At 68.3% G+C, this 24,934-nt stretch carries 18 protein-coding genes and 1 tRNA gene; 4 read left to right on the top strand and 15 right to left on the bottom strand.

Annotated elements, in window-relative coordinates; genetic code table 11:
* Positions 1-159: 159 nt before the first annotated feature.
* Entirely contained in the window at positions 160-2,442 is a 2,283-nt protein-coding gene (locus H570_RS0108215) for a TonB-dependent receptor (protein WP_027080309.1), read from the bottom strand.
* Positions 2,443-2,631: 189 nt separating this feature from the next.
* On the opposite strand from H570_RS0108215, the gene H570_RS0108210 reads away from it, so the two are divergent.
* The 4 genes from H570_RS0108210 to H570_RS0108195 all read left to right on the top strand — a co-directional run bounded on the left by H570_RS0108210 (position 2,632) and on the right by H570_RS0108195 (position 9,144).
* Positions 2,632-4,035 (top strand): GntP family permease, encoded by a 1,404-nt coding sequence (locus H570_RS0108210; protein WP_027080308.1) that lies wholly within the window; start codon positions 2,632-2,634, stop codon positions 4,033-4,035.
* A gap of 101 nt (positions 4,036-4,136) precedes the next feature.
* The gene (locus tag H570_RS16920; RefSeq protein WP_169447752.1) at positions 4,137-6,155 is read left to right on the top strand and encodes a DUF1800 domain-containing protein; all 2,019 of its coding nucleotides are present in this window, start codon (positions 4,137-4,139) and stop codon (positions 6,153-6,155) included.
* Between the two features lie 10 nt (positions 6,156-6,165).
* Positions 6,166-7,689: a DUF1501 domain-containing protein gene (locus tag H570_RS16915; RefSeq protein WP_051176236.1), complete on the top strand. Its 1,524-nt coding sequence runs from the start codon at positions 6,166-6,168 to the stop codon at positions 7,687-7,689.
* A 150-nt stretch (positions 7,690-7,839) separates the two neighbouring features.
* Positions 7,840-9,144, top strand: a complete 1,305-nt coding sequence (locus tag H570_RS0108195) for a hypothetical protein (protein ID WP_027080307.1) — start codon at positions 7,840-7,842, stop codon at positions 9,142-9,144.
* 60 nt (positions 9,145-9,204) lie between these two features.
* Here the strand turns inward: H570_RS0108195 and H570_RS0108190 are convergent, their stop codons facing one another.
* From H570_RS0108190 to nuoN, 14 genes are all read right to left on the bottom strand, one after another.
* Entirely contained in the window at positions 9,205-9,825 is a 621-nt protein-coding gene (locus tag H570_RS0108190; protein ID WP_027080306.1) for a trimeric intracellular cation channel family protein, read from the bottom strand.
* Between the two features lie 311 nt (positions 9,826-10,136).
* Positions 10,137-11,864: a chloride channel protein gene (locus tag H570_RS16910; RefSeq protein ID WP_036135645.1), complete on the bottom strand. Its 1,728-nt coding sequence runs from the start codon at positions 11,862-11,864 to the stop codon at positions 10,137-10,139.
* A 10-nt stretch (positions 11,865-11,874) separates the two neighbouring features.
* Entirely contained in the window at positions 11,875-12,315 is a 441-nt protein-coding gene (locus H570_RS16905; protein WP_084499964.1) for a MarR family winged helix-turn-helix transcriptional regulator, read from the bottom strand.
* Between the two features lie 88 nt (positions 12,316-12,403).
* Positions 12,404-12,835: a hypothetical protein gene (locus tag H570_RS0108175; protein WP_027080305.1), complete on the bottom strand. Its 432-nt coding sequence runs from the start codon at positions 12,833-12,835 to the stop codon at positions 12,404-12,406.
* The gene (locus H570_RS0108170; protein ID WP_027080304.1) at positions 12,832-13,470 is read right to left on the bottom strand and encodes a DUF5671 domain-containing protein; all 639 of its coding nucleotides are present in this window, start codon (positions 13,468-13,470) and stop codon (positions 12,832-12,834) included. Before H570_RS0108170 ends, H570_RS0108175 begins: the two co-directional genes overlap by 4 nt.
* 324 nt (positions 13,471-13,794) lie before the next feature.
* Complete coding sequence (gene pnp, locus H570_RS0108165) at positions 13,795-15,903, bottom strand: polyribonucleotide nucleotidyltransferase (RefSeq protein ID WP_027080303.1); 2,109 nt, start codon at positions 15,901-15,903, stop codon at positions 13,795-13,797.
* A 127-nt stretch (positions 15,904-16,030) separates the two neighbouring features.
* The gene (rpsO, locus tag H570_RS0108160) at positions 16,031-16,291 is read right to left on the bottom strand and encodes a 30S ribosomal protein S15 (protein WP_027080302.1); all 261 of its coding nucleotides are present in this window, start codon (positions 16,289-16,291) and stop codon (positions 16,031-16,033) included.
* 160 nt (positions 16,292-16,451) lie between these two features.
* Positions 16,452-17,423: a tRNA pseudouridine(55) synthase TruB gene (gene truB / locus H570_RS16900; RefSeq protein WP_036135641.1), complete on the bottom strand. Its 972-nt coding sequence runs from the start codon at positions 17,421-17,423 to the stop codon at positions 16,452-16,454.
* A 147-nt stretch (positions 17,424-17,570) separates the two neighbouring features.
* Positions 17,571-17,933 (bottom strand): 30S ribosome-binding factor RbfA, encoded by a 363-nt coding sequence (gene rbfA / locus H570_RS0108150; RefSeq protein ID WP_027080301.1) that lies wholly within the window; start codon positions 17,931-17,933, stop codon positions 17,571-17,573.
* Positions 17,933-20,524 (bottom strand): translation initiation factor IF-2, encoded by a 2,592-nt coding sequence (gene infB / locus H570_RS0108145; protein WP_027080300.1) that lies wholly within the window; start codon positions 20,522-20,524, stop codon positions 17,933-17,935. Before infB ends, rbfA begins: the two co-directional genes overlap by 1 nt.
* 245 nt (positions 20,525-20,769) lie before the next feature.
* A complete protein-coding gene (nusA, locus tag H570_RS0108140; protein WP_027080299.1) occupies positions 20,770-22,281 on the bottom strand; it encodes a transcription termination factor NusA in 1,512 nt (503 codons plus the stop codon).
* Between the two features lie 7 nt (positions 22,282-22,288).
* On the bottom strand, positions 22,289-22,891 hold the full coding sequence (gene rimP, locus H570_RS0108135; protein WP_027080298.1) for a ribosome maturation factor RimP: 603 nt from the start codon (positions 22,889-22,891) through the stop codon (positions 22,289-22,291).
* Positions 22,892-23,085: 194 nt separating this feature from the next.
* Positions 23,086-23,162: transfer RNA gene (locus H570_RS0108130), tRNA-Met, on the bottom strand.
* 296 nt (positions 23,163-23,458) lie between these two features.
* A complete protein-coding gene (nuoN, locus tag H570_RS0108125; RefSeq protein WP_156899913.1) occupies positions 23,459-24,910 on the bottom strand; it encodes an NADH-quinone oxidoreductase subunit NuoN in 1,452 nt (483 codons plus the stop codon).
* Between the last annotated feature and the right edge of the window lie 24 nt (positions 24,911-24,934).

Raw genomic sequence — 24,934 nt, 5'->3', positions numbered from 1 at the left:
AGGCCGAACCTCCACATCCAAGAACAGGTGGCCTGTGCGCGGGCTACGGAGGCAGCGACGTCCCGACCGGGGCCTGCGCGGTTGATCTGCTTGCCCGTCCCGGTGGACCGGGAAAGAAGGCGGGCCGAAGCCCGCCATCGTTCCCCACCGCTCCCGCACTCAGAAGTTGTAGCGCGCCGAGATGTACCAGTTGCGCGGCAGGCCGTAGTAAGCGGTCTGGATGTTGCCCACGCTGGCGAACTCCTGGCCTTCGGTCTTGTAGTTCTTGTCGGTCAGGTTGCGCACGCCGGCGCGCACCTGCCAACTGTACTGCGGCGAGTCCCACACGCCGAACAGGCCGACCAGGGTGTACGCGTCCTGGCTGAGCACGTCGCGGTTGTCCACGCTCAACCAGGTCTTGTCGCGATACGAGACGTCGCCACCGACACCCAGCGTGCCGCTGTCGCCGAGGCTGAAGCTGTGCTGCAGCGCCAGCCGCGCGGTGACCTTGGGCGAGAACGGCACGTGGTCGTGGTTCACCGTCGGGTCGTAGCCCGGATATGACGGGTCGAGGCGGAAGTCGTCGAACTTCTTGTACTTCGCATCCAGCCAGCCCACCTGCGCGCTGAGCGTGGTCGATTCGCCCAGCAGCGCGCTGCCCTCGAGCTCGATGCCCTGGATGTCGAGCTCGGCGGCGTTGAGCACCGGGAAGGTGCCCACGTCCTGCGACACGCGCGCCTGGAAGTCGCTGTAATCGCTCTTGAACGCCGCCACGCTGCCGCGCAGGCGCTTGTCGGTGGAACTGGCCTTCAGGCCGACCTCGTACGTCCACACGTACTCGGGATCGAACTGCGCGTGCTGGGTGTCGTACACCGTGTTGGCGCGGCCGTTGAAGCCGCCCGACTTGAAGCCGCGGTTGGCCGACACGTAGCCCATCAGGTTGTCGCTGAAGGCCTTCTGCAGGCTGACCGACGGCGTGACGGCGGTCCAGTCATGTTCGGCGCGGAAGGCGACGGTCTCGTTCAGCGCGCCGAACGGGGCGCCCCAGAACGTGCTGGTGCTGCGGTCGTACTCCTTGTTGTCGCGGGTCCAGCGCACGCCTGCGGCCAGGGTCCAGGTCGGCACGAATTCCCAGCTGGCGTGGGCGAAGGCTGCCACGCTCGTGGTGGTCAGGTCGTCGTCGATGGTGCGCAGGAAGCTGATCGGCATGCCGGCCAGCGCGAACAGGTCGTCGGCATAGGCCTCCTGGTACGACGGTACGTTCTCGCGCATGTAGTACGCGCCGAAGGTGGCATGCAGGTTGCTGCCGTTGTCGTACTGCAGCTGGAACTCCTGGCTGGCCTGCTTCTGGTCCAGGGCCACCAGCACGTCGCCCAGTTCGAACTCGGAGGCGTCGATGTCGATGAACGAATGGGTCCTGAGCTTGCGGTACGAGCTGATGCTCTTGAACAGCCACTGGCTGTTGATGTCCCATTCCATCGACAGCGAGCCGCCGGAGTGCTCCAGCGTCTGGCCGTGGCCCGGCGGGCCGAACGAGGTGCGGGCGCGGTAGTCCCAGTCGCCGGTTTCACCCGGCTGCAGCACCACCACGCCCAGCGCCAGGTCGGTCTGGCGCAGCGGCGCCATCGGCCGGCCCAGGGTCAGCGCGACGTCCTGCTCGGTGTGGTCCAGCGACAGCGTCGCGCGGAAGTTGTCGCTCGGCGCGAACGCCAGTTTCGCGCGCAGCGCCTGGGTGTCGTCGTTGTTGAAATGGCGGCCGGTGGCCGCGTCGCGCACGTAGCCGTCGTTGCGGATCGAAGCGCCGGCGATGCTCGCCGCCAGCGTGTCGCTGAACTTGCCGCTGGCGTAGAACCGCGCCTCGTTGCGGCCATGGTCACCCGCGGTCAGTTCGAACGAGCCGCCCTCGTTGTCGAACGGATTCTTCGTGGTCAGCTTGATCGCGCCGCCGGTCGAGTTCTTGCCGTACAGCGTGCCCTGCGGGCCGCGCAGCACTTCCACCTGCTGGATGTCGAACAGCGAGAACATCGCGCCGTTGATGCGCGAGTAATAGACGTCGTCGACGTACATGCCCACGCCCGGATCGAACGTCTGCAGCGCGTCGGGCTGGCCGATGCCGCGGATGAACACGTTGACGCTGTTGGCCGAACCGCGGCCCTGCACCATGTTCATGTTCGGCACCGCGCCCTGCAGACCGCTGATGTCGCTGGCCTGCAGGTCGGCGAGTTGCTCTTCGCCGAAGGCGCTGACAGCGACCGGCACGTCCTGGATCGACTCGGTGCGGCGACGCGCGGTGACCGTCACCGTGTCCAGGGTGCGGGCGTCGGCGTCGGCCTGCGCAGACGTGGCCGGGGGCTGCGCCTGTACTTGGGCGTCCTGCGCGACGGGATCGCCGGCCTGCTGTGCCCACGCCGCCGGCGACAACAGGACGCAACCGATCGCCAGGCTCAAATGCTTGCGCTTCATCGAATCTTCTCCCCTCAGGATGCACGCCGCGCGGCATGCGCCGCAGATTGGTCGCAAGGCTATGGCCGCGGCGCGGCGCGCGGCATCGTACCTTCGGACAATGGGCCTCGGACGCCACCGGTGACGACACTGTCGCCCCGAGGATGCACGGCCCTGGGTCGCGCAACGGACTCGTGCTGGGGTAAGCCAATGGCGTTCCTGATCGTGCTGGCCGCGCTGTGTTTCCTGATGTTCGTCGCCTATCGCGGCTACAGCGTGATCCTGTTCGCGCCGATCGCGGCGCTCGGCGCGGTGCTGCTCACCGACCCCTCGCTGGTCGCGCCGATGTTCACCGGCCTGTTCATGGACAAGATGGTCGGGTTCCTGAAGCTGTATTTCCCGGTGTTCCTGCTCGGCGCGGTGTTCGGCAAGCTGATCGAGATCTCCGGCTTCTCCAAGGCGATCGTGAAAGCCACCATCCGCATCGTCGGCGCGCAGCGCGCAATGCTGTCGATCGTGCTGGTGTGCGCGCTGCTGACCTACGGCGGCGTGTCGCTGTTCGTGGTGGTGTTCGCGGTGTACCCGTTCGCGGCCGAGCTGTTCCGCCAGAGCGATATCCCCAAGCGCCTGATCCCCGGCACCATCGCGCTGGGCGCATTCACCTTCACCATGGACGCGCTGCCGGGTACGCCGCAGATCCAGAACATCATCCCCGCCTCGTTCTTCGGTACCAATACCTGGGCGGCGCCGTGGCTGGGCACGCTGGGCGGCGTGTTCATCCTCGTCGTGGGCATGGGCTACCTCGACTGGCGCCGGCGCAACGCCCTGAAAGCCGGCGAAGGCTACGGCGACGCGGCAACGCTGGCGAACGAACCGGCCGAGTTCACCGGCGGCAGGCTCGCCAACCCCTTCATCGCGATCCTGCCGCTGGTGCTGGTGGGCGTGACCAACAAGCTGTTCACCGACTGGATCCCCCGCGCCTACGGCGACAGCCATGAGTTCGTGCCGGCCGTGGTCGGCAACGCCGCGCCGGTGGTGCAGGAGATCTCGAAGGTCTCCGCGATCTGGGCGGTGCAAGGCGCCTTGCTGGTCGGCATCCTCACCGTGCTTGCGTTCGCATGGAAGCCCGTGCTGGCGAGTTTCGCCGAGGGCACCAGGTCGGCGATCGGCGGCGCGCTGCTGGCGTCGATGAACACCGCCTCCGAATACGGCTTCGGCGCGGTGATCGCTGCCCTGCCCGGCTTCCTGGTGGTGGCCAACGCGCTGGGCGCGATCCCCAACCCGCTGGTCAACGAGGCGGTCACCGTGACCGCGCTGGCCGGCATCACCGGTTCGGCCTCCGGCGGCATGAGCATCGCGCTGGCGGCGATGTCGGAGACGTTCATCGCCAACGCGCAGGCGGCCGGGATTCCGCTGGAAGTCTTCCACCGCGTGGCCGCGATGGCCTCCGGCGGCATGGACACGCTGCCGCACAACGGCGCGGTGATCACCCTGCTGGCCGTCACCGGGCTGACCCATCGCCAGTCCTACAAGGACGTGTTCGCGATCACCATCATCAAGACGCTTGCGGTATTCGTGGTGATCGGCGTGTTCTACGCCACCGGCCTGATTTGAGGGCGACGGCCGGTCCGCGGCCGGCTCTGCGAAGGCGATCACAACTCCCTGTGGAATTCACCCCATACTCGCCGTACAGGGGAGTTTCACGGGGAATGTCCATGTCCAATCCGTTGTCGCCCGGCGCGATGCCGACCGCGAGCCTTGCCGAAGCCGGGCTGCAGTGCCCGGCGCCTGCCGACTTCCTGCTCGATGCGCCCGCGCCGATGGCGCCCGCGCATGTCCCTGCAGCATCGCCGCGGCCGCGCCAGGTGGCCAACCTCCGGCGCGAAGTCGATACGCCGCGCGCACGCGAGATCCTCGAGCAGCGCTACGGCAGCGGCAAGCCGCTGCACTACCAGTCCCTTCCATCCGCGCACCGCGACGATGCGGCAGGCGCGAGCGACGCATTCGCCCTGCCTCCGTCGCGCGCCGCGGTCTCCAATGCGGTCACGCCTTTCCTCGCCTCCGGCGATGCCGACGTCGCCGCGAACGCGCCGCCAGGCCTGGGCGAGCCCTTCGGCGCGCCGGCAACCGGCGGCATGTCGGCCCCGGTACTGATCACGCTGCCGAAGCCCGCGCTGGCGATCCGCGCCCTGGGCAACATGAGCTACGGCGCCACCGCCGCCGACATCGCCGCGTTCAACGCGCTGGGCAGCACCGACACTGCGCGCATGACCGCCTACGTCGACCGCCAGCTCGACTGGGAATCGATCGACGACAGCGCGGTCGAATCGCGCCTGGCATCCGCCGGTTACACCACGCTCGGCAAGAGCCTGCAGCAGCTCTGGACCGACCACGTGCTGGGAGACCCGGCCTGGGAAGTGCGCATGCGCCCGGCGTGGGAAATCCAGCGCGCGTCGCTGGTGCGCGCAGTGCATTCGAAGCGCCAGCTGCGCGAGCTGCTGGTCACCTTCTGGCACGACCATTTCAACGTCATGGCCACCGACTACTCGGCCGGCCCCGTCTACGTGCACTACGACCGCGACGTGATCCGCGCCAACGCCTTCGGCAACTTCCGCACCATGCTCGAGGCGGTCGCCCAGAGCACGGCGATGCTGTACTACCTCGACAACCGCTCCAACACCCGCGCCGGCCCGAACGAGAACTTCGCCCGCGAACTGATGGAACTGCACACCTTCGGCACCGAGAATTACCTCGGCTTCGTCGATCCGTTCAAGGTTCCGCCCTGCCCGGAAGACCCGTCGTATCCGATCGGCTACACCGACGTCGACGTGTACGAGGCCGCCGCCGCATTCACCGGCTGGACGGTGAAGGACGGGCACTGGGAATTCCCGGCCGAGGACGACGGCACGTTCGTCTACCGCTCGAGCTGGCACGATGCCGGGCCGAAGTTCCCGCTGGGCATGTTCCTCAATCCCGAACAGCCGGCGCTCAAGGACGGTCGCGACATCCTCGACCGCCTCGCCAGCCATCCGCGCGTGGCGAAGTTCATCTGCAAGAAGCTGATCCGCCGCTTTTGCGCCGACCGCCCCAGCCAGCAGCTGATCGACAGCGCCGCAGCGGTGTTCCGCGCCAACTGGCAGAAGCCGGACCAGATCAAGCGCACGCTGCGCCACATCCTGCTGTCGGACGCGGCGTTCAACGGCTGGGGCGAGAAGCGCCGGCGGCCGTTCGAGGCCGTGGCCGCCGCGCTGCGCATGTCGGGCAGCAACTGGACGCCGCGCGTGGGCGACGGCAAGAGCGACGAGTTCAGCTGGCGCATGGGCTTCACCGGCCACATGCCCTACGACTGGCCGGCGCCGAACGGCTATCCGGACACCGCGGTCGCGTGGTCCGGTTCGAACAGCCTGGGCATGACCTGGAAGCTGCTCAACTGGCTGGCCGAAACGAAGGACGGCGAGGTGCCGCTGCTGCCGATCCTGGACGCCACGCGCAGCGGCGTGTCGCAGTGGACGTCGACCGCGCTGGTCGACTTCTGGTGCAAGCGCCTGCTGGGCTACCTTCCCGCACGGCGCAGCGTGCTGGTCGACTTCATGCGCCAGAACGGCGCTGCCGGCGATGTCATCTCCGACACCGATGCGTGGGCCGGCAACGATCTCAAACGCCATTACAACCAGCAACGCCTGCGCTCGATGGTGTCGCTGGTGCTGATGTCGCCCGAATTCCTGGCCCGCTGAGGAGCCCGTCATGCCAAGCTCATCCAAGGACCGCCTGCTCCTCGACCGCCGTGAATTCCTCAAGGGCTGCTGCGCGACCGCCGCGGTCGGCGCCGTCGCCGGGCCTTCGCTGCTGTTCTCCGACCCCGCGCACGCCGCAGCCAATCCCTACGACACCATCGTGCACGTGTTCCTGCGCGGCGGCCTCGACGGGTTGAACCTGGTACCGCCGGTGTCGGGCAACGACCGCGTCTTCTACGAGGAAGCGCGCCCGGACCTGTCGATCGCCGCGTCGGGCACCTACGGCGCGCTGCCGCTCACGCTCGCCAGCGGCGCCGCCACCGGCTTCGGCCTGCATCCCTCGGCCACCGGGCTGCGCGACATCTGGACCGACGGCAAACTCGCGATCGTCCACGGCTGCGGCCTGCTGACCACGGTCACGCGCAGCCATTTCGACGCCCAGCTCTATCTCGACCTCGGCACGCCCGGCCAGCACGGCATCGGCAGCGGCTGGATCACCCGCGCGTGGGAATCGCAGCCCGGCGCGCCGGGCAGCGTCACCATGCCGGCGCTGGCGGTCAACAGCCGCACGCCGACCAACCTGCTCGGCGCCACCCAGGCGCTGACGATGGGCAGCCCGTCGGACTTCGCGCTCAACTCGGGCGCGTGGGCGTGGCAGCGCACGCGCGAGGATTCGCCGGCCGGCCTCAAGGGCGTGAACGAAACGCTCGCCACCCTGTGGAAAGGCAGGACCGGGCTGGAAGGCGCGGGCCGTGCGGCCGATGCTTCGCTGCGCGTGATCGCCGGGCAGCCGTACGGCGACCTGCCGGCAAGCTGGCCGACCGGCACGTTCGCGCGACAGCTGTGGACGGTGGCGCAGTCGGTGCGCTTCAACCTCGGCATGCGTTACGCAGCGGTCGACCTCGGCGGCTGGGATACCCACGACGGCCAGGGCACGGCGGGCGCCGGTTACCACTACTACCAGGACCGGATCGCGGAGCTGTCGCAGGCCCTGGCCGCGTTCTACGGCGAACTCAAGGCCGGCGGCGAGATCGGCCGGGTGACGGTGGTGGTGCAGTCCGAGTTCGGCCGCCGCGTGCGCCAGAACGGCAGCCGCGGCACCGACCACGGCTACGGCAATCCGCTGCTGGTGTTCGGCGGCGCAGTCAACGGGCGCAAGCTGTACGGCAGCTGGAAGGGGCTGGACCCCGAGATCCTCTCGCCCTACTTCGGCGACGTCCCGGTCACCACCGACTTCCGCCGCGTACTGTCGGAACTGCTGATCCGGCGCATGGGCAACAACCGGCTGGGCGCGGTGTTCCCGGGCTACGCCGGCTACTCGCCACTGGGCATCGTGCAGGGCAGCGACATGGCGCCGCAGTACGCGGGTGCGGCGATGGCGACCGCAACGCTGCCCGCCGCGCGGCTGCCCGACATCCCGCAACCGGCCTACGGCGAATCGCTGCGGCCGGTACGCGGCGATGCCGGCAACGCCGCGCCCGACTGGCAAAGGCGCGGGCCTGTCGACCGCACGCTGGTCCGCCGGGCACGCTGACTCCAGCTCCCGGGCGCACCGCCGGCTCCCCCAGCCTCGCCACGCCAGCACGCAATCACGCGCTGGCGGATTCCTGCACGGGCGTTGCCGCACAGCGCTTGCATCTCGCCGGACGCTTTGCCAGCCTGCGCGCTCGATCGGGGGAACACGATGACCGAACCATCGCCACCGGCGGGCGACGCCGCTTCCCGCCTGCCACGCCACACCACGCCGACCTGGGAAGTCGAACTGCTGATCTCCGGCGTGGCGGTATTCGCGATGCTGCAATTGCCCGAATGGCTGGACGACCGCTTCTTCGCCCTGCTCCCGCGCTTCGACCAGGATTGGGCCGATCCGCTCAAGCTCGTTTACATCTACCTGAAGTCGGCGGCGCTGATCCTTGCGGCCACGTTCTCGCTGCACCTGCTGCTGCGCGCGCAATGGATCGCGCGGGTCGGCATGTTCTCGGTCTTTCCCGATGGCATCCGCTGGGAACGGCTGCGGATGGGGCCGGTGCAGCGCGAGATCGAGACCCGGCTCTACAAGGGCCGGGATGCGACCATCGAACGCGCCGACAACCGCGCGACCATCGTGTTCTCGATCGGTGTCACGCTCGCCTCGACGCTGCTGCTGATCACCCTGGTCGTTTCCTGTGTCTTCGTCCTCGTCATCGGCCTGGCCATGCTGACGCAAATTCGGATGGACGTCGGTGCCGTCTTCGGCTGGTGCACGACCCTGGTCTTCCTGCCCGTCCTCGTCGCAATGCTGGCAGACCGCCACCTGGCCCACCGCCTGCGCGAGGGCGGGATGGCCAAGCGCCTGCTTGCCGCCGTGCTGGGCGCATACGGCCGCATCGGAATCATGCAGCGTGCGTCGAATCCGACGTTCTCGCTGCTGTCGAGCCATGGCGGCGAGCACCGCGCCAACCTGGTGACCATGTGCATCTTCCTGGTCGCCGGCGCCACCATCTTGTTCGCCATGCATGCCGACCGGGATCCACGGAACCTCGGCAGCTATTCGCTGTTTCCCGCCTTCTCCGACGATTCGCGAATGCTCGATGCGGCGCATTACGATGACCAGCGCAATCCCGCGCGGGACCCGGCCGTTCCCTTCATCGACTCCGCGATCGCAGGCCGGGCCTACGTGCGCCTGGTGGTGCCCTACCAGCCCGGAAGCGATGCGGCCGCGCTGCGAAGAACCTGCGCCGCGGCGCAATCACTGGAAGGCGATGCGCGCGCAGCCTCGCTGCTCGATTGCCTGCAGCGGCTGCATGCCGTCACGCTGGACGGCAAGCCGCTGGCCGCGCTGCGATACGACCTGGGCAGCGACCCGCGGACCGATCGTCCGGCGCTGGCCGCAATGATCGACGTGCGCACGCTTGCGCCCGGACGGCATGAACTGCAGGTCGCGCGCGCCGTCGCGGGCGAAACCGATGCGGCTTCAGGTCGCCCGTGGCGCATCCCCTTCTGGCGCTGACTGGCGCTGACTGGCGCTGACGCGCTGCCCGCATGCAAGCGCACCGGCCCACGCGTGCGCCTACTCGTCCCGCGAGAACCGCGGCAGGTTCCAGTGGTAGCGCATCGCAAGATAGCGCAGCCCGAAGCACAGGACGATGCCGAGCCACGGCAGCCAGTCCATCGACAGCGCCAGCCGCTCGCCCGTCACCTGCACCACCGCCGCGACGAGCGCCGCGGAGGCGTAGATTTCCTTGCGCAGGATCAGCGGCGTGCGATTGAGCAGCACGTCGCGCAGCGCCCCGCCGCCGACCGCACTGACCACGCCAAGCACGATCGCGACCTGCACGTTGTGGCCATGCTCGAGCGCCTTGTGGGCGCCGAACACGGCGAAGAAGCTCAGCCCGAGCGCATCGAACATCTGCACCGGATGATCCAGCCGCTGCGCCAGCGGGTACGCGACCATGACCAGCGCGGATGCGACCAGCGCCAGCGCCAGGTAGCGCCAATCCGCCAGGCCCACCGGCGGGATCGCGCCGATGCAGACATCGCGGATGATGCCGCCGCCGCAGGCGACCATGTAGGCGATCGCGATGATGCCGAACAGGTCGAGGTTCTTCTGCCGCGCGGCCACCGCGCCGCTGATCGCGAAGGCGAAGGTGCCCGCCATGTCCAGCGCCGTGAACAACAGGGTTTCGTTCATGGATTCGCGCTCCGCACGCTTCGATGCCGGCAGTGCCGGCCGTTTTCCGCAACTGCAAGGATACCGCCGCCATCGGCGGATCCCTTTGCCGGCACCGCTGACACGCCCGGCCCGCTACTGGTCCAGTCGCCACGGCCGGTGGCCTTGGAGACGCCCAGCCAAGTCTTTCCCGGCATGGCGAGGAATCCGCTTCCCGTCGGAGCAACAGGGGCAGAGTCCTCGCCATGCCCGGAACGACCACCTTCCCGCTGCCCGCTGCCACGGGCAACTTCGGGATATCCGCACGGCCTCGTCCACCGCCGGCGAATGCGCTATCGGCGCAGGAAGCGCTCGCGCCGCGACTCCTCCTCGTGCAGCTGCCGCGATGGCTTGAGCAGGTCGCTGCGGCTGACCACGCCCACCAGCTTCGGTGATTGCGCCGATTCCACCACCGGCAGCCGCTGCAATCCCAGCGCGGCCATGCGCGAGGCGACCGCGCGACAGGTTTCCTGGGCCAGCGCGTGCGGCGCGGCGATGCCCTGCAGCAGTTCGGCGACGGGCTGCGCATCGTCCTGCACCACGCCGGGCGGCAGGTCGTCGCGGTCGATCATGCCGACCAGGCGCTCGCCATCGACCACCGGATACGCGCGATGCTTCTGGCCGGCGCCGAAGTAGCGCGCCTGCACTTCCGGCACCGGCATGGCCGCGGGAATCGCAACCACTTCGCCGGTCATCACCTCGCTGACGAAGTGGCGTTCCAGCGGATCAACCCCGTACTCGCGGTACACGTGCAGGCCGCGGCGGGCGATCTTCTCGGTCAGGATCGAGCGCGGCATCGCCACCACAGAGAAGCCATAGGCCACCACGCAGCCCAGGATCGTCGGCAGCAGTGCGTTGGTGTCGTACGTCAGCTCGAATGCGAACACCACCGCCATCAGCGGCGCGCGCATCGTGCCACCCAGCGTGGCGGCCATGCACACCAGCGCCCACAGCCGCACGTCGCCGCCGGGCAGCCACGGCCCGAGCACGCAGCCAAGGCCCGCGCCGATCATCAGCAGCGGCGCAAGGATGCCGCCGGACGTACCCGACCCCAGCGCAACCACCCAGATCACCGCCTTCACCAGCACCAGCGCCACCACCACCTGCAGCGCGAGGTGATTGGCCAGCAGGTCGCCGATCACGTCGTAGCCCACGCCCAGTGCGCGCGGCTCGAGCCAGCCGCCGAGGCCCACCACCAGCCCGCCAAGCGCCGGCCACCACATCCAGTGGATCGGCAGGCGTGCGAAGCCGTCCTCGACCTTGTACAGGATGCTGCTCATCGCGGTGCACAGCATTCCGCAGGCCAGCCCCGCGACCACGCACGACACCAGCGCGATCGTGTCCGCGTGCGGCGTCTGCATCGCGAACAGCGGTCCTGGTTCTGCCCATAGCGGCCGCAGGAAGCCGGCCACCGTGCAGGCCAGCGCCACCGGCAGCAGGCTGCGCGGGCGCAGTTCGAACAGCAGCAGTTCCACCGCCAGCAGGATCGCCGCCAGCGGCGTGCCGAACACCGCCGTCATGCCCGCGCAGGCGCCGGCCACCAGCAGCGCCTTGCGTTCGGCCGAGGTCAGGCGAAATGCCTGCGCCAGCAGCGACGCCACCGCGCCGCCGGTCATGATCACCGGGCCTTCGGCGCCGAACGGCCCGCCGCTGCCGATCACAACGCCCGACGACAGCGGCTTGAGCACCGCGACCTTCGCCGACATCTGGCTCTTGCCGAACAGGATCGCTTCGAGCGCCTCGGGGATGCCGTGGCCGCGGATCCTGTCGCTGCCGTAGCGCGCCATCAGCCCGACGATCAGCCCGCCGAGCGCCGGCACCAGGATCACCCACGCGCCAAGCCGGTTGTCGGCCGGCGACGACTGCGCCAGCGAGAACGCCTGGTAGAAGAACAGGTTGGTGAAGAACCTGATCATCGCCAGCAGCAGCCACGCCCCGAGCGTGCTCAGGCCCCCGATCACCACCGCGAAGGCGGACAGCAGGAGCAGGCGGTTGCTGCCGGAAAAATCGCGCTTGTGCATGCCGTTGCCCCTAATCGGCCGTGCGCACGTTCTTGCGCGGAACGCGGCGGCCGACGCTTTCGCCCGCGGCGCTCGCGGCGCGGAACACCGTGTCCATCTGCGCCAGCGCCTCGGCGTGGCATTTCGCGATCCGCCGCACCAGCGTCCGCGCGCGCGGCGTCGGGCGGATCTCGACGCAGCGGGCATCACTGCCGCTGCGGCGCTTTGCAACCAAGCCGTTGCGGACGCAGCGCTGCACCAAAGCCACCGTGCCCTGGTGGCTGGCCTGCAGGCGCTCGGCCAGCTCGCCGACCGTGGCCCAGGCGCGGCCGGGGAATCCATGCAGGTGCAACAGCAGCAGGTACTGCGCCGGCGTGATTCCCTCCGCCCGCGCCGCTGCCTGGCTCAAGTGGAGGAACCGTGCAAGCCGGAACCGGAATTCCGACAGGGCCATGTATTGCTTCTTGTCCATGCGCGCACCCGGTGAAGGACGCGGAATATACAACATCGTGATATATCGGCGAAGCCTGGCACCGCGCGGCCAGCGCCCGCGCAATCCTTCAGTCCTTCGGTTCCTCGATGCGGAACGTGAAGCAGTGCCGCCCGGCGCCATGCGCCCAGCGCGGCTCCTGCCAGTGCTCGCCGGGCTTCCGGGCCGCGGTATCGGTGGCGAAGGTCGCGCACAGTTCGAACGCATCGCCTCCCGCTTTTCGGTACCCGTAACTCGATCCGGTTTCCGGGTCGGCGGCGTCCAAGGCAACGCCCGGCCGCGCAGCAAGCACGTCGAGCGTGCCCGGCAACGCGTCCGCATCGCCATGGTAGAGCCGTACTGCCGCTTCGATCCGCCGCAGGTCGTCCACGCGCCGCTCGTCGATGCGCATGCGCCGCTGTTCGGCCGGCGAGCCCATCACCACGATGGCACCGGCCACCGTCGCCACGACCACGATCCCGGCCAGCACCAGCAGCCAGGTCCCGACCGGCCGGCCATTCATGCCGCCACTTCCTCACGACGCAGGTCGCGCAGGTAATAGCCGAACACGCTGCCGGCGATCACCCCCACCACCAGCACCTTGAGCACGAAGCGGATGCTCAGTTCGCCGCCCAGCAGGTTGAAGACCAGCGTGGTGACGTCGCAGATCAGCGCAATGGCAGCCAGGAACAGGGTCAGGTAGGTCAGCCAGCGGCGCACCGGCGAGAGCCGCTTGATCGGCTGGCGCGCCACCTCGCGCGCAAGGTGCCGCGCGAGCAGCGCGAAGACCGGGAAGGCGATGATCACCGAGGCCGTGGACCAGCGCATCGACGAGCCGAACAGGCCGTAGCCGCGTGAAGCCGGATCCGGGAAGGCGGCGTTGATCAGGTCGAACAGCAGGCTGCCGACGTGGAAGGCCGCGTAGTACAGCGAGGCGAACAGCACCAGGTACAGGAACGCCTCGCGCGCCGACAGCGAGGCCCGTGGACGCGGCACCGGCACGGGAAAGTCGACATCGGCATAGGCCGACAGCACGTCGCGCGTCTGCGCTTCGGTCCAGCCGGCCGCGGCCAGCGCCTGCGCAATGGCTTCGCGCGATTGCCCGCGCAGCAGCGCCTCGCGCACGAAGATTTCAAGCTCCTGTACACCGGCCGCCATGCCCGCACTCCGTGATTGCGATGGCGGCGACTGTAGCAGGCGGCACGACAGATCGTTCACGCCAGTTTCAATGGGTCGCCGTAACCCCCTTCGCCTTTTGCTCTTGAACCGCCGTGCAAGTCGGAACGCGGGTGCGAATGCCCTTGGGTGCGAAATCAATGAGGCGTTGGCCGCAGGCCGGCGCCGGAAGACATTCGCGCGCAAGGGCATTCGCACCCGGCGCCCGGTCACCTGGACGCGTGTTTCTTCCCCAGTCGGGAGAAAATCATAGAAAAAGCGGGCCGAAGCCCGCTTTCTCGTATCGTGCAGCGATGTCGCGGTGGCTTACTCGGCCGACACGCCCTCGCCTTCTTCCACGGCCTTCATCGACAGGCGGATGCGGCCCTGCTTGTCGACTTCCAGCACCTTGACCTTGACCACGTCGCCTTCCTTGAGCTTGTCGGACACCTTCTCGACGCGCTCGTTGGAGATCTGCGACACGTGCACCAGGCCGTCCTTGCCGGGAGAAATGGTGACGAACGCACCGAAGTCCATCAGCTTGACCACCTTGCCCTCGTAGATGCGGCCCGGCTCGACGTCCGAGGTGATCTGCTCGATGCGGTCCTTGGCGGCCTTGCCGGCTGCGGCGTCGACCGAGGCGATGGTGATGGTGCCGTCGTCCTGGATGTCGATCTGGGTGCCGGTTTCCTTGGTGATCGCCTGGATCACCGAACCGCCCTTGCCGATCACTTCGCGGATCTTGTCGGGGTGGATCTTGATGGTGATCAGGCGCGGCGCGAAGTCCGAAAGCTCCGGGCGCGGCGCGGTCAGCGCATTGGCCATCTCGCCGAGGATGTGCAGGCGGCCCTGCTTGGCCTGGGCCAGCGCGACCTTCATGATTTCCTCGGTGATGCCCTGGATCTTGATGTCCATCTGCAGCGCCGAGATGCCGTTCGAGGTACCGGCGACCTTGAAGTCCATGTCGCCGAGGTGATCCTCGTCGCCGAGGATGTCGGACAGCACGACGAAGTCGTTGCCTTCCTTCACCAGGCCCATCGCGATGCCCGCGACCGGCGCCTTGATCGGCACGCCCGCGTCCATCAGCGCCAGCGACGAACCGCAGACCGACGCCATCGACGAGGAGCCGTTCGACTCGGTGATCTCCGAGACGACGCGGATGGTGTACGGGAAAGCTTCCATCGTCGGCATCACCGCCAGCACGCCGCGCTTGGCGAGGCGGCCGTGGCCGATCTCGCGGCGCTTCGGACCCATCATTCGACCGGCTTCGCCGACCGAATAGGGCGGGAAGTTGTAGTGGAACAGGAAGTGGTCCTTGTACTCGCCACCGACGGCATCGATGACCTGGCCGTCACGCGCGGTGCCCAGGGTGACCGCGACGATCGCCTGGGTCTCGCCGCGGGTGAACAGCGCCGAGCCGTGCACGCGCGGCAGGATGCTGACCTTCGATGCGATCGGGCGCACGGTGTCGAGCGCGCGGCCGTCGATGCGGACCTTGGTGCCCAGCACCGCGTCGCGCATGGAGTGGTATTCGAGCTCGCCGAACTCCTTGGACACTTCGGCCGGGTTCCAGCCGTTGGCTTCGATCTGCCCGGCGAGGCTGGCGATCACTTCCTTCTTCAGCGCCGAAATGGCGTCCTTGCGCTCGAGCTTGTCGCGCACCGCGAAAGCCTGGGTGAGGCGATCGCCAACCGCCGCCTTGAGCGCCGCGACCATGCCGGCGTCGGCAGCCGGGGCGGCCCATTCCCACTTCGGCTTGCCGGCTTCGGCGACCAGTTCGTTGATGGCGTTGATCGCCACCTGCATCTGCTGGTGGCCGAACATCACCGCGCCGAGCATGACGTCCTCGGACAGCTCCTGGGCTTCGGACTCGACCATCAGCACCGCGTTGGCGGTACCGGCGACGACCAGTTCGAGCTTGGAGTCGACCAGTTCGGTCTTCGAGGGATTGAGCAGGTACTGGCCGTCCTTGTAACCGACCTTGGCCGCGCCGATCGGGCCGTCGAACGGCGCGCCGGACAGCGACAGCGCGGCGGACGCGCCGATCAGGGCGAGGATGTCGCCGTCGACTTCCGGGTTCATCGACATCACGGTGGCGATGATCTGCACTTCGTTGCGGAAGCCGTCGGGGAACAGCGGGCGGATCGGGCGGTCGATCAGGCGCGAGATCAGGGTTTCCTTCTCGGTCGCGCGGCCTTCGCGCTTGAAGAAGCCGCCCGGGATGCGGCCGCCCGCGTAGAACTTCTCCTGGTAGTCGACGGTGAGCGGGAAGAAGTCCTGCCCCTCGCGCGCGGTCTTGTTGGCCACGGCGCTGACCAGCAGCACGGTGCCGTCGCACGACACCATGACGGCGCCGCCGGCCTGGCGGGCGATCTCACCGGTCTCGATCGTGACCGTCTGTTTGCCGTACTGGAAGCTCTTGGTAACTTTTGCCACGTCTGTATTCCTTGGATGACTCTAGCGATGGACCGGAGGCGGACCCTTGCCCGCGCCGGGCGGACCGCGCGAAGCGATCCAAAAAAAAGAACCGCGGCGCATTGCTGCGCCGCGGTGTTGTCCGGGGTTACCGGCGCAGGCCAAGCTTCTCGATGAGGGACTTGTAGCGCGCGACGTCCTTGCGGTGCAGGTAGTCGAGCAGGCTGCGGCGGCGGTTGACCATCTTCAGCAGGCCACGACGGCTGTGGTGGTCGTGCTTGTGGGTCTTGAAGTGCTCGGTCAGGTGCACGATGCGTGCGGTGAGCAGGGCGACCTGGACTTCCGGCGAGCCGGTGTCGCTGTCGCCGCGCTTGTGTTCGCTGATGATGGTGCTGGTGTCGATGGACATCTGGTGTCTGCCTCGGGGTAGATGCGTGGCTTGCAGGAACGCGGCGCCATGCCGGCGGCATGGTCCACGCACCGCTCGGCTCGCCGTTTGCGGGATGGATGATGCGAAAGTGCTTGAAAAAGCCGCAAAATTGTAGCGCCTGGCGGCGCTGGCCACAAGTTCAGCGCGCATCGGCAGCCGGGGTGCCGGGCTGGGCGCAGGCCCAGCTGAACAGCCGTTGCGGCCGCAGGCGTCCCTCGCCATCGACCTCGCCCAGCCCCAGCGCGCGACCGCGCGGATCGAAGATCGCCACGGCGCCGGCCGGCCGAAACCCCCCGGACACGCCCTGCCCGTGGGACAGTCGGCCTGCCTGGGCCGCATCGACCTCCACCTCCGGCCACGACGCCATGCCGCTCTCCACCGGCAGCAGGCAAGCGTCGAGGCCGCGCTCGCCGCGGCCGGCCAGCGCCTGCAGGTCGTCCAGCGTCCACAGCTTCGGTTCGCGGAAAGGATCGACCCAGAGCCGGCGCAGCTCGGCGACGTGCGCACCGCAGCCGAGCGCCTCACCCAGGTCGCGCACCAGGCTGCGCACGTACGTCCCCGAACCGCATTCGACGTGCAGCCGCAGCAGCGGTTCACCGTCATCGAGCAGGTCGGCGGCGGCCCGCAGCTCGAACGCATGCACGTCGACCTCGCGCTCGTCCACTTCCACGACCTCGCCGCGGCGGGCCTTGGCATACAGCGGCTCACCGCCGCGCTTGAGCGCCGAATAGATCGGCGGGCGCTGGCGAATGCGCCCGGTCAGCGCACCCAGGGCGGCGTCGATGGTGTCGATGGACAACGCGGGCACCGGGCGCTCGCGCAGCGGCTGGCCGTCGGCGTCATCGGTGTCGGTGACGATGCCAAGCCGCGCGACCGCATCGTAGGCCTTGCGTGCGCCCAGCAGGCCGCCGGCGATCTTGGTCGCCTCGCCGAAGCAGACCGGCAACAAGCCGGTGGCCAGCGGATCAAGGCTGCCGGTGTGGCCGGCTTTCTGCGCTCGGAACAGGTGCCGCACGCGCTGCAGCGCCTGGTTGGAACTCAGCCCGCGCGGCTTGTCGAGCAGCAGGATGCCGTCGAGGCTGCGGAATCGCGTGCGTGGCGGCTTGCTCATCGAGGCATTGTAGGGTCGTGGCGCGGCGCACGCCGCTGTACGCACGCTCTCGCAGGAGCGGCCCATGGCCGCGACCTCTTGCTTGGCGGTGAACGCGAAAAGCTCGCGGCCATGGGCCGCTCCTGCAAAAGTCTTGATGAAGACAGCTCAGCCGTCGCCGCCGCTGTCGGGCAGGTCGCGCAGCAGGTTGTCGATGCGCTCGCCGCGGTCGACGGAATCGTCGTAGTGGAAGTGCAGCTCGGGCACATGGCGCAGGTTCACGGCGCGCGCGAGCCGGTAGCGGACTTCCGGCGCGACCGCCTTGAGCCCCTTCATCGCCTCCTGCGCACGCTCGGACTGAAGCGCGGTCACGAACACCTTGGCATGCGCCAGGTCGCGCGTGACCTCGACGTCCGACACGCTGACCGACGGCAGGCCGTGCTCGGCCACGGCATCGCGCACCAGGGTGCCCAGCTCGCGGCGGAGCTGGGCTGAAACGCGGTCGGTGCGGTGGAAGGACTTCTGCGGCATCAGAGCGTGCGCTGCACTTCGATGCGCTCGAAGCACTCGATCTGGTCGCCCGGCTGCACGTCGTTGTACTGCTTCACGCCGATGCCGCACTCGGTGCCGTTGCGCACTTCGTCGACGTTCTCCTTGAAGCGGCGCAGCGATTCCAGCTCGCCCTCGAAGATGACGGTGTTGTCGCGCAGCACGCGGATCGGCTTGTGGCGCTTGACCACGCCCTCCACCACCATGCAGCCGGCGACGGCGCCGAACTTGGAGCTGCGGAACACGTCGCGGACTTCCGCGGTACCGATGATCTCTTCGCGGATCTCGACGCCGAGGATGCCGGATGCGACCTGCTTCACCTGGTCGATCACGTCATAGATGATCGAGAAGTAGCGCAGGTCGACGCCATTGCCCTCGATCACCTTGCGCGCCGAGGCATCGGCGCGGACGTTGAAGCCGATCAGCGTTGCCTTCGAGGTCGCGGCCAGCTGCGCATCGGACTCGGTGATGCCGCCGACGCCGGCGGCGAGCACGTTGATGCGGATCTGCTCGTTCGACAGCGCGGTCAGCGCCTCGCGCAGCGCCTGCACCGAGCCCTGCACGTCGGCCTTGATGATCAGCGGCAGGCTCAGCTGGGCCTCGCCCGCGCCCATCTGCGCCATGATGTCTTCCATGCGGTTGCCGGCCTGGCCCACCAGGCGCGTCTCGCGGCGCTTGGCATCGCGCTGCTGGGCAACGTCCTTGGCCAGGCGCTCGTCCTCGACGACGACGAAATCGTCGCCCGCGTCAGGCACGCCGGACAGGCCGAGCACCTGCACCGGGATCGACGGACCCGCGCTGGCCACCTGCTTGCCGTTCTCGTCGAACAGCGCGCGCACGCGGCCGTACTGCACGCCGCAGACCAGGTAGTCGCCCTTCTGCAGCGAACCCTGCTGCACCAGCACCGTCGCGACCGGGCCGCGGCCCTTGTCGAGCGCGGATTCGATCACCACGCCGGTGGCGCGACCCTCGGGCACGGCCTTGAGTTCGAGCACTTCGGCCTGCAGCGAGATCGCGTCGAGCAGCGCGTCCACGCCCTGTCCGGTCTTCGCCGAAAGCTCGACCATCTGGGTGTCGCCGCCGAATTCCTCGGCGACGATTTCCTGACCGAGCAGTTCGTTCTTGATCCGCGAAGGATCGGCTTCGGACTTGTCGATCTTGTTGATCGCCACGATCAGCGGCACGCCCGCGGCGCGCGCATGCTGCACGGCCTCGATCGTCTGCGGCATCACGCCATCGTCGGCGGCGACCACCAGCACCACGATGTCGGTGAGCTTCGCGCCGCGCGCGCGCATCGAGGCAAACGCCGAGTGGCCTGGCGTATCGAGGAAGCTGATGACGCCCTTGCCGGTTTTGACGTGGTACGCACCGATGTGCTGGGTGATGCCGCCGGCCTCGCCGGTGGCCACCTTGGTGCGGCGGATGTAGTCGAGCAGCGAGGTCTTGCCGTGGTCGACGTGGCCCATGATCGTGACCACCGGCGGACGCACGACCTTGTCGCCCTGCATGTCTTCCACGCGCGCCAGCAGCTCGGTCTCGGCGTCGTCGGCGTCGGCGCGCACCGCGGTATGGCCGAGCTCCTCGGTGACCAGCACCGCGGTGTCGTGGTCGATGGTCTGGGTGATGGTCGCCATGACGCCCATCTTGAACAGCGCCTTGACCACGTCGCCGCCCTTCATCGCCAGCTTCTGGGCGAGGTCGGCCACGGTGATCGCCTCACCGATCGCCACCTCGCGCACGACCGGCGCGGTCGGCCGGTTGAACCCGGTACCGGTGCGGGCCTGGTCGCGGTTCTGGCGCGTGGAGCGCGACTTGGGGCGCGCGGTGCTGCGGCGCGCGCGATCGGCGGCGCTCAGGTGCAGCTGGCCGGCGAAGCGCGCGGCGCTCTCGTCGTCCTCGACGCCCGCGACCATCGCGTGCGAGCCGCGGGTCTTGTGCTTGTGGCCGCCGCGATCATCGGCGCGCGGGGCGGCAGGCTTCGGATGGCCGTGGCCATGCGGCTTGCGCGCAACGGCTTCGTCCTCGGCAGGTGCCGCGGAAGCCACGAGTTCGGCCTCGGCACGCAGGCGCGCGGCTTCCTCTTCTTCCTTGCGCTTGCGCTCGGCGGCCTCTTCGGCGCGGCGCTTGTCCTCTTCGGCCAGGCGCTGTTGCTCGGTCAGGTTGCGCAGGCGCGATTCCTCCAGCTTGCGCAGGATCTCGGCGCGTTCGTCGTCGCCACCGGCCGCCACGGTGGCACCGGGCGCGGCCTCGCCCTGCCCCGGTTTGACCAGGGTGACCTTCTTGCGCACGACGACATCGACCGTGGCGCGGTTCTTGCCGCCGCCGACCGTCAATTCCTGCTTGCGGCTGCGGTTGAGCGTGATCTTCTTCGGCACGACCGCGTCATCGGCAGGCCTGTCGGCCTTGCCATGCGTGCGGCGCAGGAAGCCCAGAAGCTTGACCTTCTCGGTGCTGGTGACGACCTGGTCCGGATCGTTGAAGCTCATGCCGGCCTCGGCCAGCTGCTCCAGCAATTTTTCGACCGGTGTATTCACCAGTGCGGCAAGCTTGCGGATGGTGGTTTGCTGCGACATTCGGTTTCCGTGTCCTTTGGCGGGGGCCTTGGCCCTGCGCAAGATGGAACGATTCTACTGCGGTGGGGAAAACGGCCCGGGGTGGCGCCAGTCGTGGCTGCCTTCCGCCGGATCGGCCTCTCCTGCCTCTCCTGCCACCCTCCATGGCCGGACTCCGGCATCCCGCAGGATGCCATCCCGGGCCTCCAAGCCCGGGCATTGGTGAACGTGGCCGGCAGCGCGATGCGCCTGCCGGTTCCGCCCGGTCAGCTTTCGCGTTCCAGGCGCGCGATTTCCTCCGCACGCGCGGCCAGGATCAGCGCCGCGGCGCGTGATTCATCCACGCCCTCGATGCCGAACTCGACCACTTCGTCCGCGCCCAGGTCCGACAGGTCCTCGCTGGTGCGCACGCCGTGGGAAGCCAGCGCGAACGCCGTCTCCTCGTCCATGCCTTCCAGCGCCAGCAGGTCGTCGGCGGGCGCGTTTTCGTCGAGCTCTTCCTCGACCGCGAGCGCGTCGTTGAGCAGCGCGTCGCGTGCGCGGGCACGCAGCTCCTCGACGATGTCCTCGTCGAAGCCCTCCACGGCCAGCAGCTCGCCGACCGGGACATAGGCGATTTCCTCGACCGTGCTGAAGCCCTCGGTGACCAGGATGTTGGCGATTTCCTCGTCGACCTCGAGCTTGTCCTGGAACAGCGCACGCGCGGCGGCCTGCTCGGCCTCCGACTTTTCGGCGACCTGGTCCTGGGTCATCACGTTGAGCTGCCAGCCCGACAGGCGGCTGGCCAGGCGCACGTTCTGGCCGCCCTTGCCGATCGCCTGCGCGAGGCGGTCCTCGGCCACGGCCAGGTCCATCGAATGCTTGTCCTCGTCGACCACGATCGACTGCACTTCGGCCGGCGCCATCGCGTTGATCACGAACTGCGCCGGGTTGTCCGACCACAGCACGATGTCCACGCGCTCGCCGTTGAGCTCGTTCGACACCGCCTGCACGCGCGACCCGCGCATGCCGATGCAGGCGCCGATCGGGTCGGTGCGGTTGTCGTAGGCAAGCACGGCGATCTTGGCGCGGTCGCCCGGGTCGCGCGCGCAGGCCTTGATGTCGACCAGGCCCTGGCCGACTTCCGGCACTTCGAGCTTGAACAGTTCCATCATGAATTCCGGCGCGGCGCGGCTGATGAACAGCTGCGGGCCGCGCGGCTCGGTGCGCACGTCGTACAGGTAGCCGCGGATGCGGTCGCCTGCGCGCACGATGTCGCGCGGGATCGCCTTGTCCTTGGGAATGAACGCCTCGGCGTTGCCGCCCAGGTCGACGTAGACGTTGCCGCGCTCGACGCGCTTGACGATGCCGGTCACCAGTTCGCCGACGCGGTCCTTCCATGCATCGACGACCTGCGCGCGCTCGGCCTCGCGCACGCGCTGCACGATCACCTGCTTGGCGGCCTGGGCGGCGATGCGGCCGAAATCGACGTTGTCGATCTGTTCCTCGATGTAGTCGCCGACCTCGGCGCCCTCGCTTTCGTCGAGCGCATCCATCAGGCGGATCTGGCGGTCGGGCGACTCCATCACCACGTCGTCGGCCACCACTTCCCAGCGCCGATAGGTCTGGTAGTTGCCGTCCTTGGGATCGATCTCGACGCGCGTCAGCACGTCCTGCTCGAGATAGCGCTTCTTGGCCGCAGTGGCCAGCGCCGCTTCGATCGCCTCGAGGATCACGGACTCCGGCACGCCCTTTTCGTTGGCAACCGCATCCACGACCAGCAACAGTTCCTTGCTCATCTGTTTCTCACTCCGCGGGGGACGGTTTTGCCGCCGCCGTCTTGTTGGTTCGTTTGTCTGTGGGTTTGTTCTTGGCCTGCTTGCCCGGACGCGCGTCGCGCCCCGACTTGTCCTGCGCGGGCGCCAGGCCCATGGCCGCCCAGTCCGGGACCAGGCGCGCCTTGTCGATGTTGTCGAAGCCGACCTGCACGGGCGCGCCGTCGACGTCGAAGGTGATGCGATCGCCGTCGACTGCGGCGATGACGCCCTGCAGCCTGCGCCGCCCGTCCTGCGGCAGCTTGAGACCGACCTTGGCGCGCTCGCCCAGGAACCGCGCGAACTGTTCCGGCGCGAACAGCGGCCGGTCGACGCCCGGCGAGGACACTTCCAGCGTGTAGTTGCCGCTGATCGGATCCTCGACGTCGAGCTGCGCCGACACTTCGCGGCTGACCGCTTCGCAATCCTCGATGCCGACCTGGCGCCCGTCGCCGGCATCGGCCGGGACGTCGATGTACAGGCGCAGCACCGCGCTGCCGGGGGCCGGCAGGTACTCGATGCCGAGCAGTTCCACCCCGAGGGAGCGGACGGTCGGCGCGAGGAGCGTCGCGATTTGGGTTGCCTTGTCGGTCATCTGTTCCGTGAAGATCCTGCTGCCTGCATGACGATTCGTCGCGGAAGGGCCCCAAAAACGACAAGGGGCCCATTGGGCCCCTTGTCCGATACCACTGGATTTCGGCACCGAGGCATGAAGCCTGCCTCGATCAAGCCCGACTTGCCGCCATCAAAAAAAGCCTCCGTGGAGGCTTTTCGTCGACCGCGAAAAGCTGGTAGCGGGGGCAGGATTTGAACCTGCGACCTTCGGGTTATGAGCCCGACGAGCTGCCAGACTGCTCCACCCCGCATCAGGAGCGGGATTATGGTGACTGCGGGAATTTAATGCAACCCTTGAGGATGTCGCGCGCAAGCGCGTCCGGTTTCACGCCCCTTCAAGGGAGGGCAAGGGTGGGGTGGTTGTCCAGCCCGAGGGGGTGGTGCCGATCACGCACGCCGTTTCTCAGCATCGTGGCTCAAGCCAAGGGCGTGGACTGTTCAGCCTCAACTACTGGCCCGGAAACCCATCCCCACCCTTGCCCTCCCCTTGAAGGGGAGGGAAATCTGGCGCGCTTCGCGCGGCATTCCCTTGCGCAGCTTCGCCGCGCTAGACTCCGAAGGCGCGCTGGCACCACGCCATCAGCGGGCTCCAGGCGAAACCCAGTACCAGCAGCGAGATCGCGTTGATCGAGAACACCACCTGCAGCGGGCGCCCGGGGCGGACCTGGATCGGTTCGCCCTCCGGTTCGTCGAAGTACATCACCTTCATCACGCGCAGGTAGTAGAAGGCGCCGATCACCGCGAACACGATGCCGACGATCGCCAGCCACATCATGTCGCCATGGATCGCCGCGCGCAGCACCGCCAGCTTTGCCCAGAAGCCGAGGAACGGCGGCACGCCGGCCATCGACGCCATGACGCACAGCACCAGCGCCGCCATCCACGGATTGCGCGCGTTGAGTCCCCTGAAGTCGTCGATGCGGTCGGCCTCGAAGCCGTTGCGCGAAAGCATCACGATGGCGCCGAAGCCAGCGGCCGCCATGATCGCGTAGCTGATCGCGTAGAACATCGCCGCCGCATAGCCCTCGGCGCCGCCGCCGGCAAAGCCGAGGAAAATGAAGCCGACGTGGGAGACGGTGGAATACGCCAGCATGCGCTTGAGGTTGGTCTGCGCAATCGCGACGACGTTGCCGATCACCAGCGACAGCGCCGCGAGCCCCGCCAGCAACAGGTGCCACTGGTCGCCCGCGGGGGCAAGCCCCGCTTCGAGCAGGCGGTAGGTCATGCCGAACGCCGCAAGCTTCGGTGCCGAACCGATGAACAGCGTGATCGGCGTGGGCGCGCCGTGGTAGGTGTCGGGTAGCCACATGTGGAACGGCGCCGCGCCGAACTTGAACGCGATGCCGACGACCAGGAACACCGTGCCGGTGAGCATCAGCACGCGGTCGTCTCCGGCCAGCGTGCCGGCGACGGCATGGATCGTCGCCAGGTCCAGCGAGTGCGTGGCCCCGTACAGCAGCGACATGCCGTACAGCAGCATGCCCGAGGCCAGCGCGCCCAGCACGAAATACTTCATCGCCGCTTCCGACGACAGCGGGCTGTCGCGGTCGATCGCCACCAGTGCGTACGAACTGAGCGCCAGCAGTTCCAGGCCCACGTAGACCATGGTCAGGTTGCCGGCCGATACCAGCAGCATCATGCCCACGTTCGCGAACAGCACCAGCACCGGCAGCTCGCCCTTGTACAGGCCGCGCTCGCGCATGAAGGTCCACATGTAGCCAAGCGCCGTGGCCGAAACCAGCAGCAGCGAGATCTTGAGCACGTCGGCGATGCCGTCGCGGATGAACATGTCGTGCATCACCGCGCCCTGCCCGCCCGTGCCCGCGGCGACCATCCACGCGGCGGCCAGCAGCACGCCGATCGCGCCGACATGGGTGACGATGCGGCGACGCTCCTCCAGGAACAGGTCGAGCATCAGCAGGCCGAACGCGCCGAGGATCACCAGCAGTTCGGGCGCCAGCGGCGCGATGTCTGCCAGGGTCCTCACCTGCGGGTTCATCGTTCCTTCCATCAGTACGCCAAG

The organism is Luteimonas mephitis DSM 12574 (genome assembly GCF_000422305.1).
GTDB classification, from domain to species: Bacteria; Pseudomonadota; Gammaproteobacteria; order Xanthomonadales; family Xanthomonadaceae; genus Luteimonas; species Luteimonas mephitis.
The sequence above is the reverse complement of the archived record's forward strand: the minus strand, read 5'-3'. Positions and strand labels throughout refer to the sequence as shown.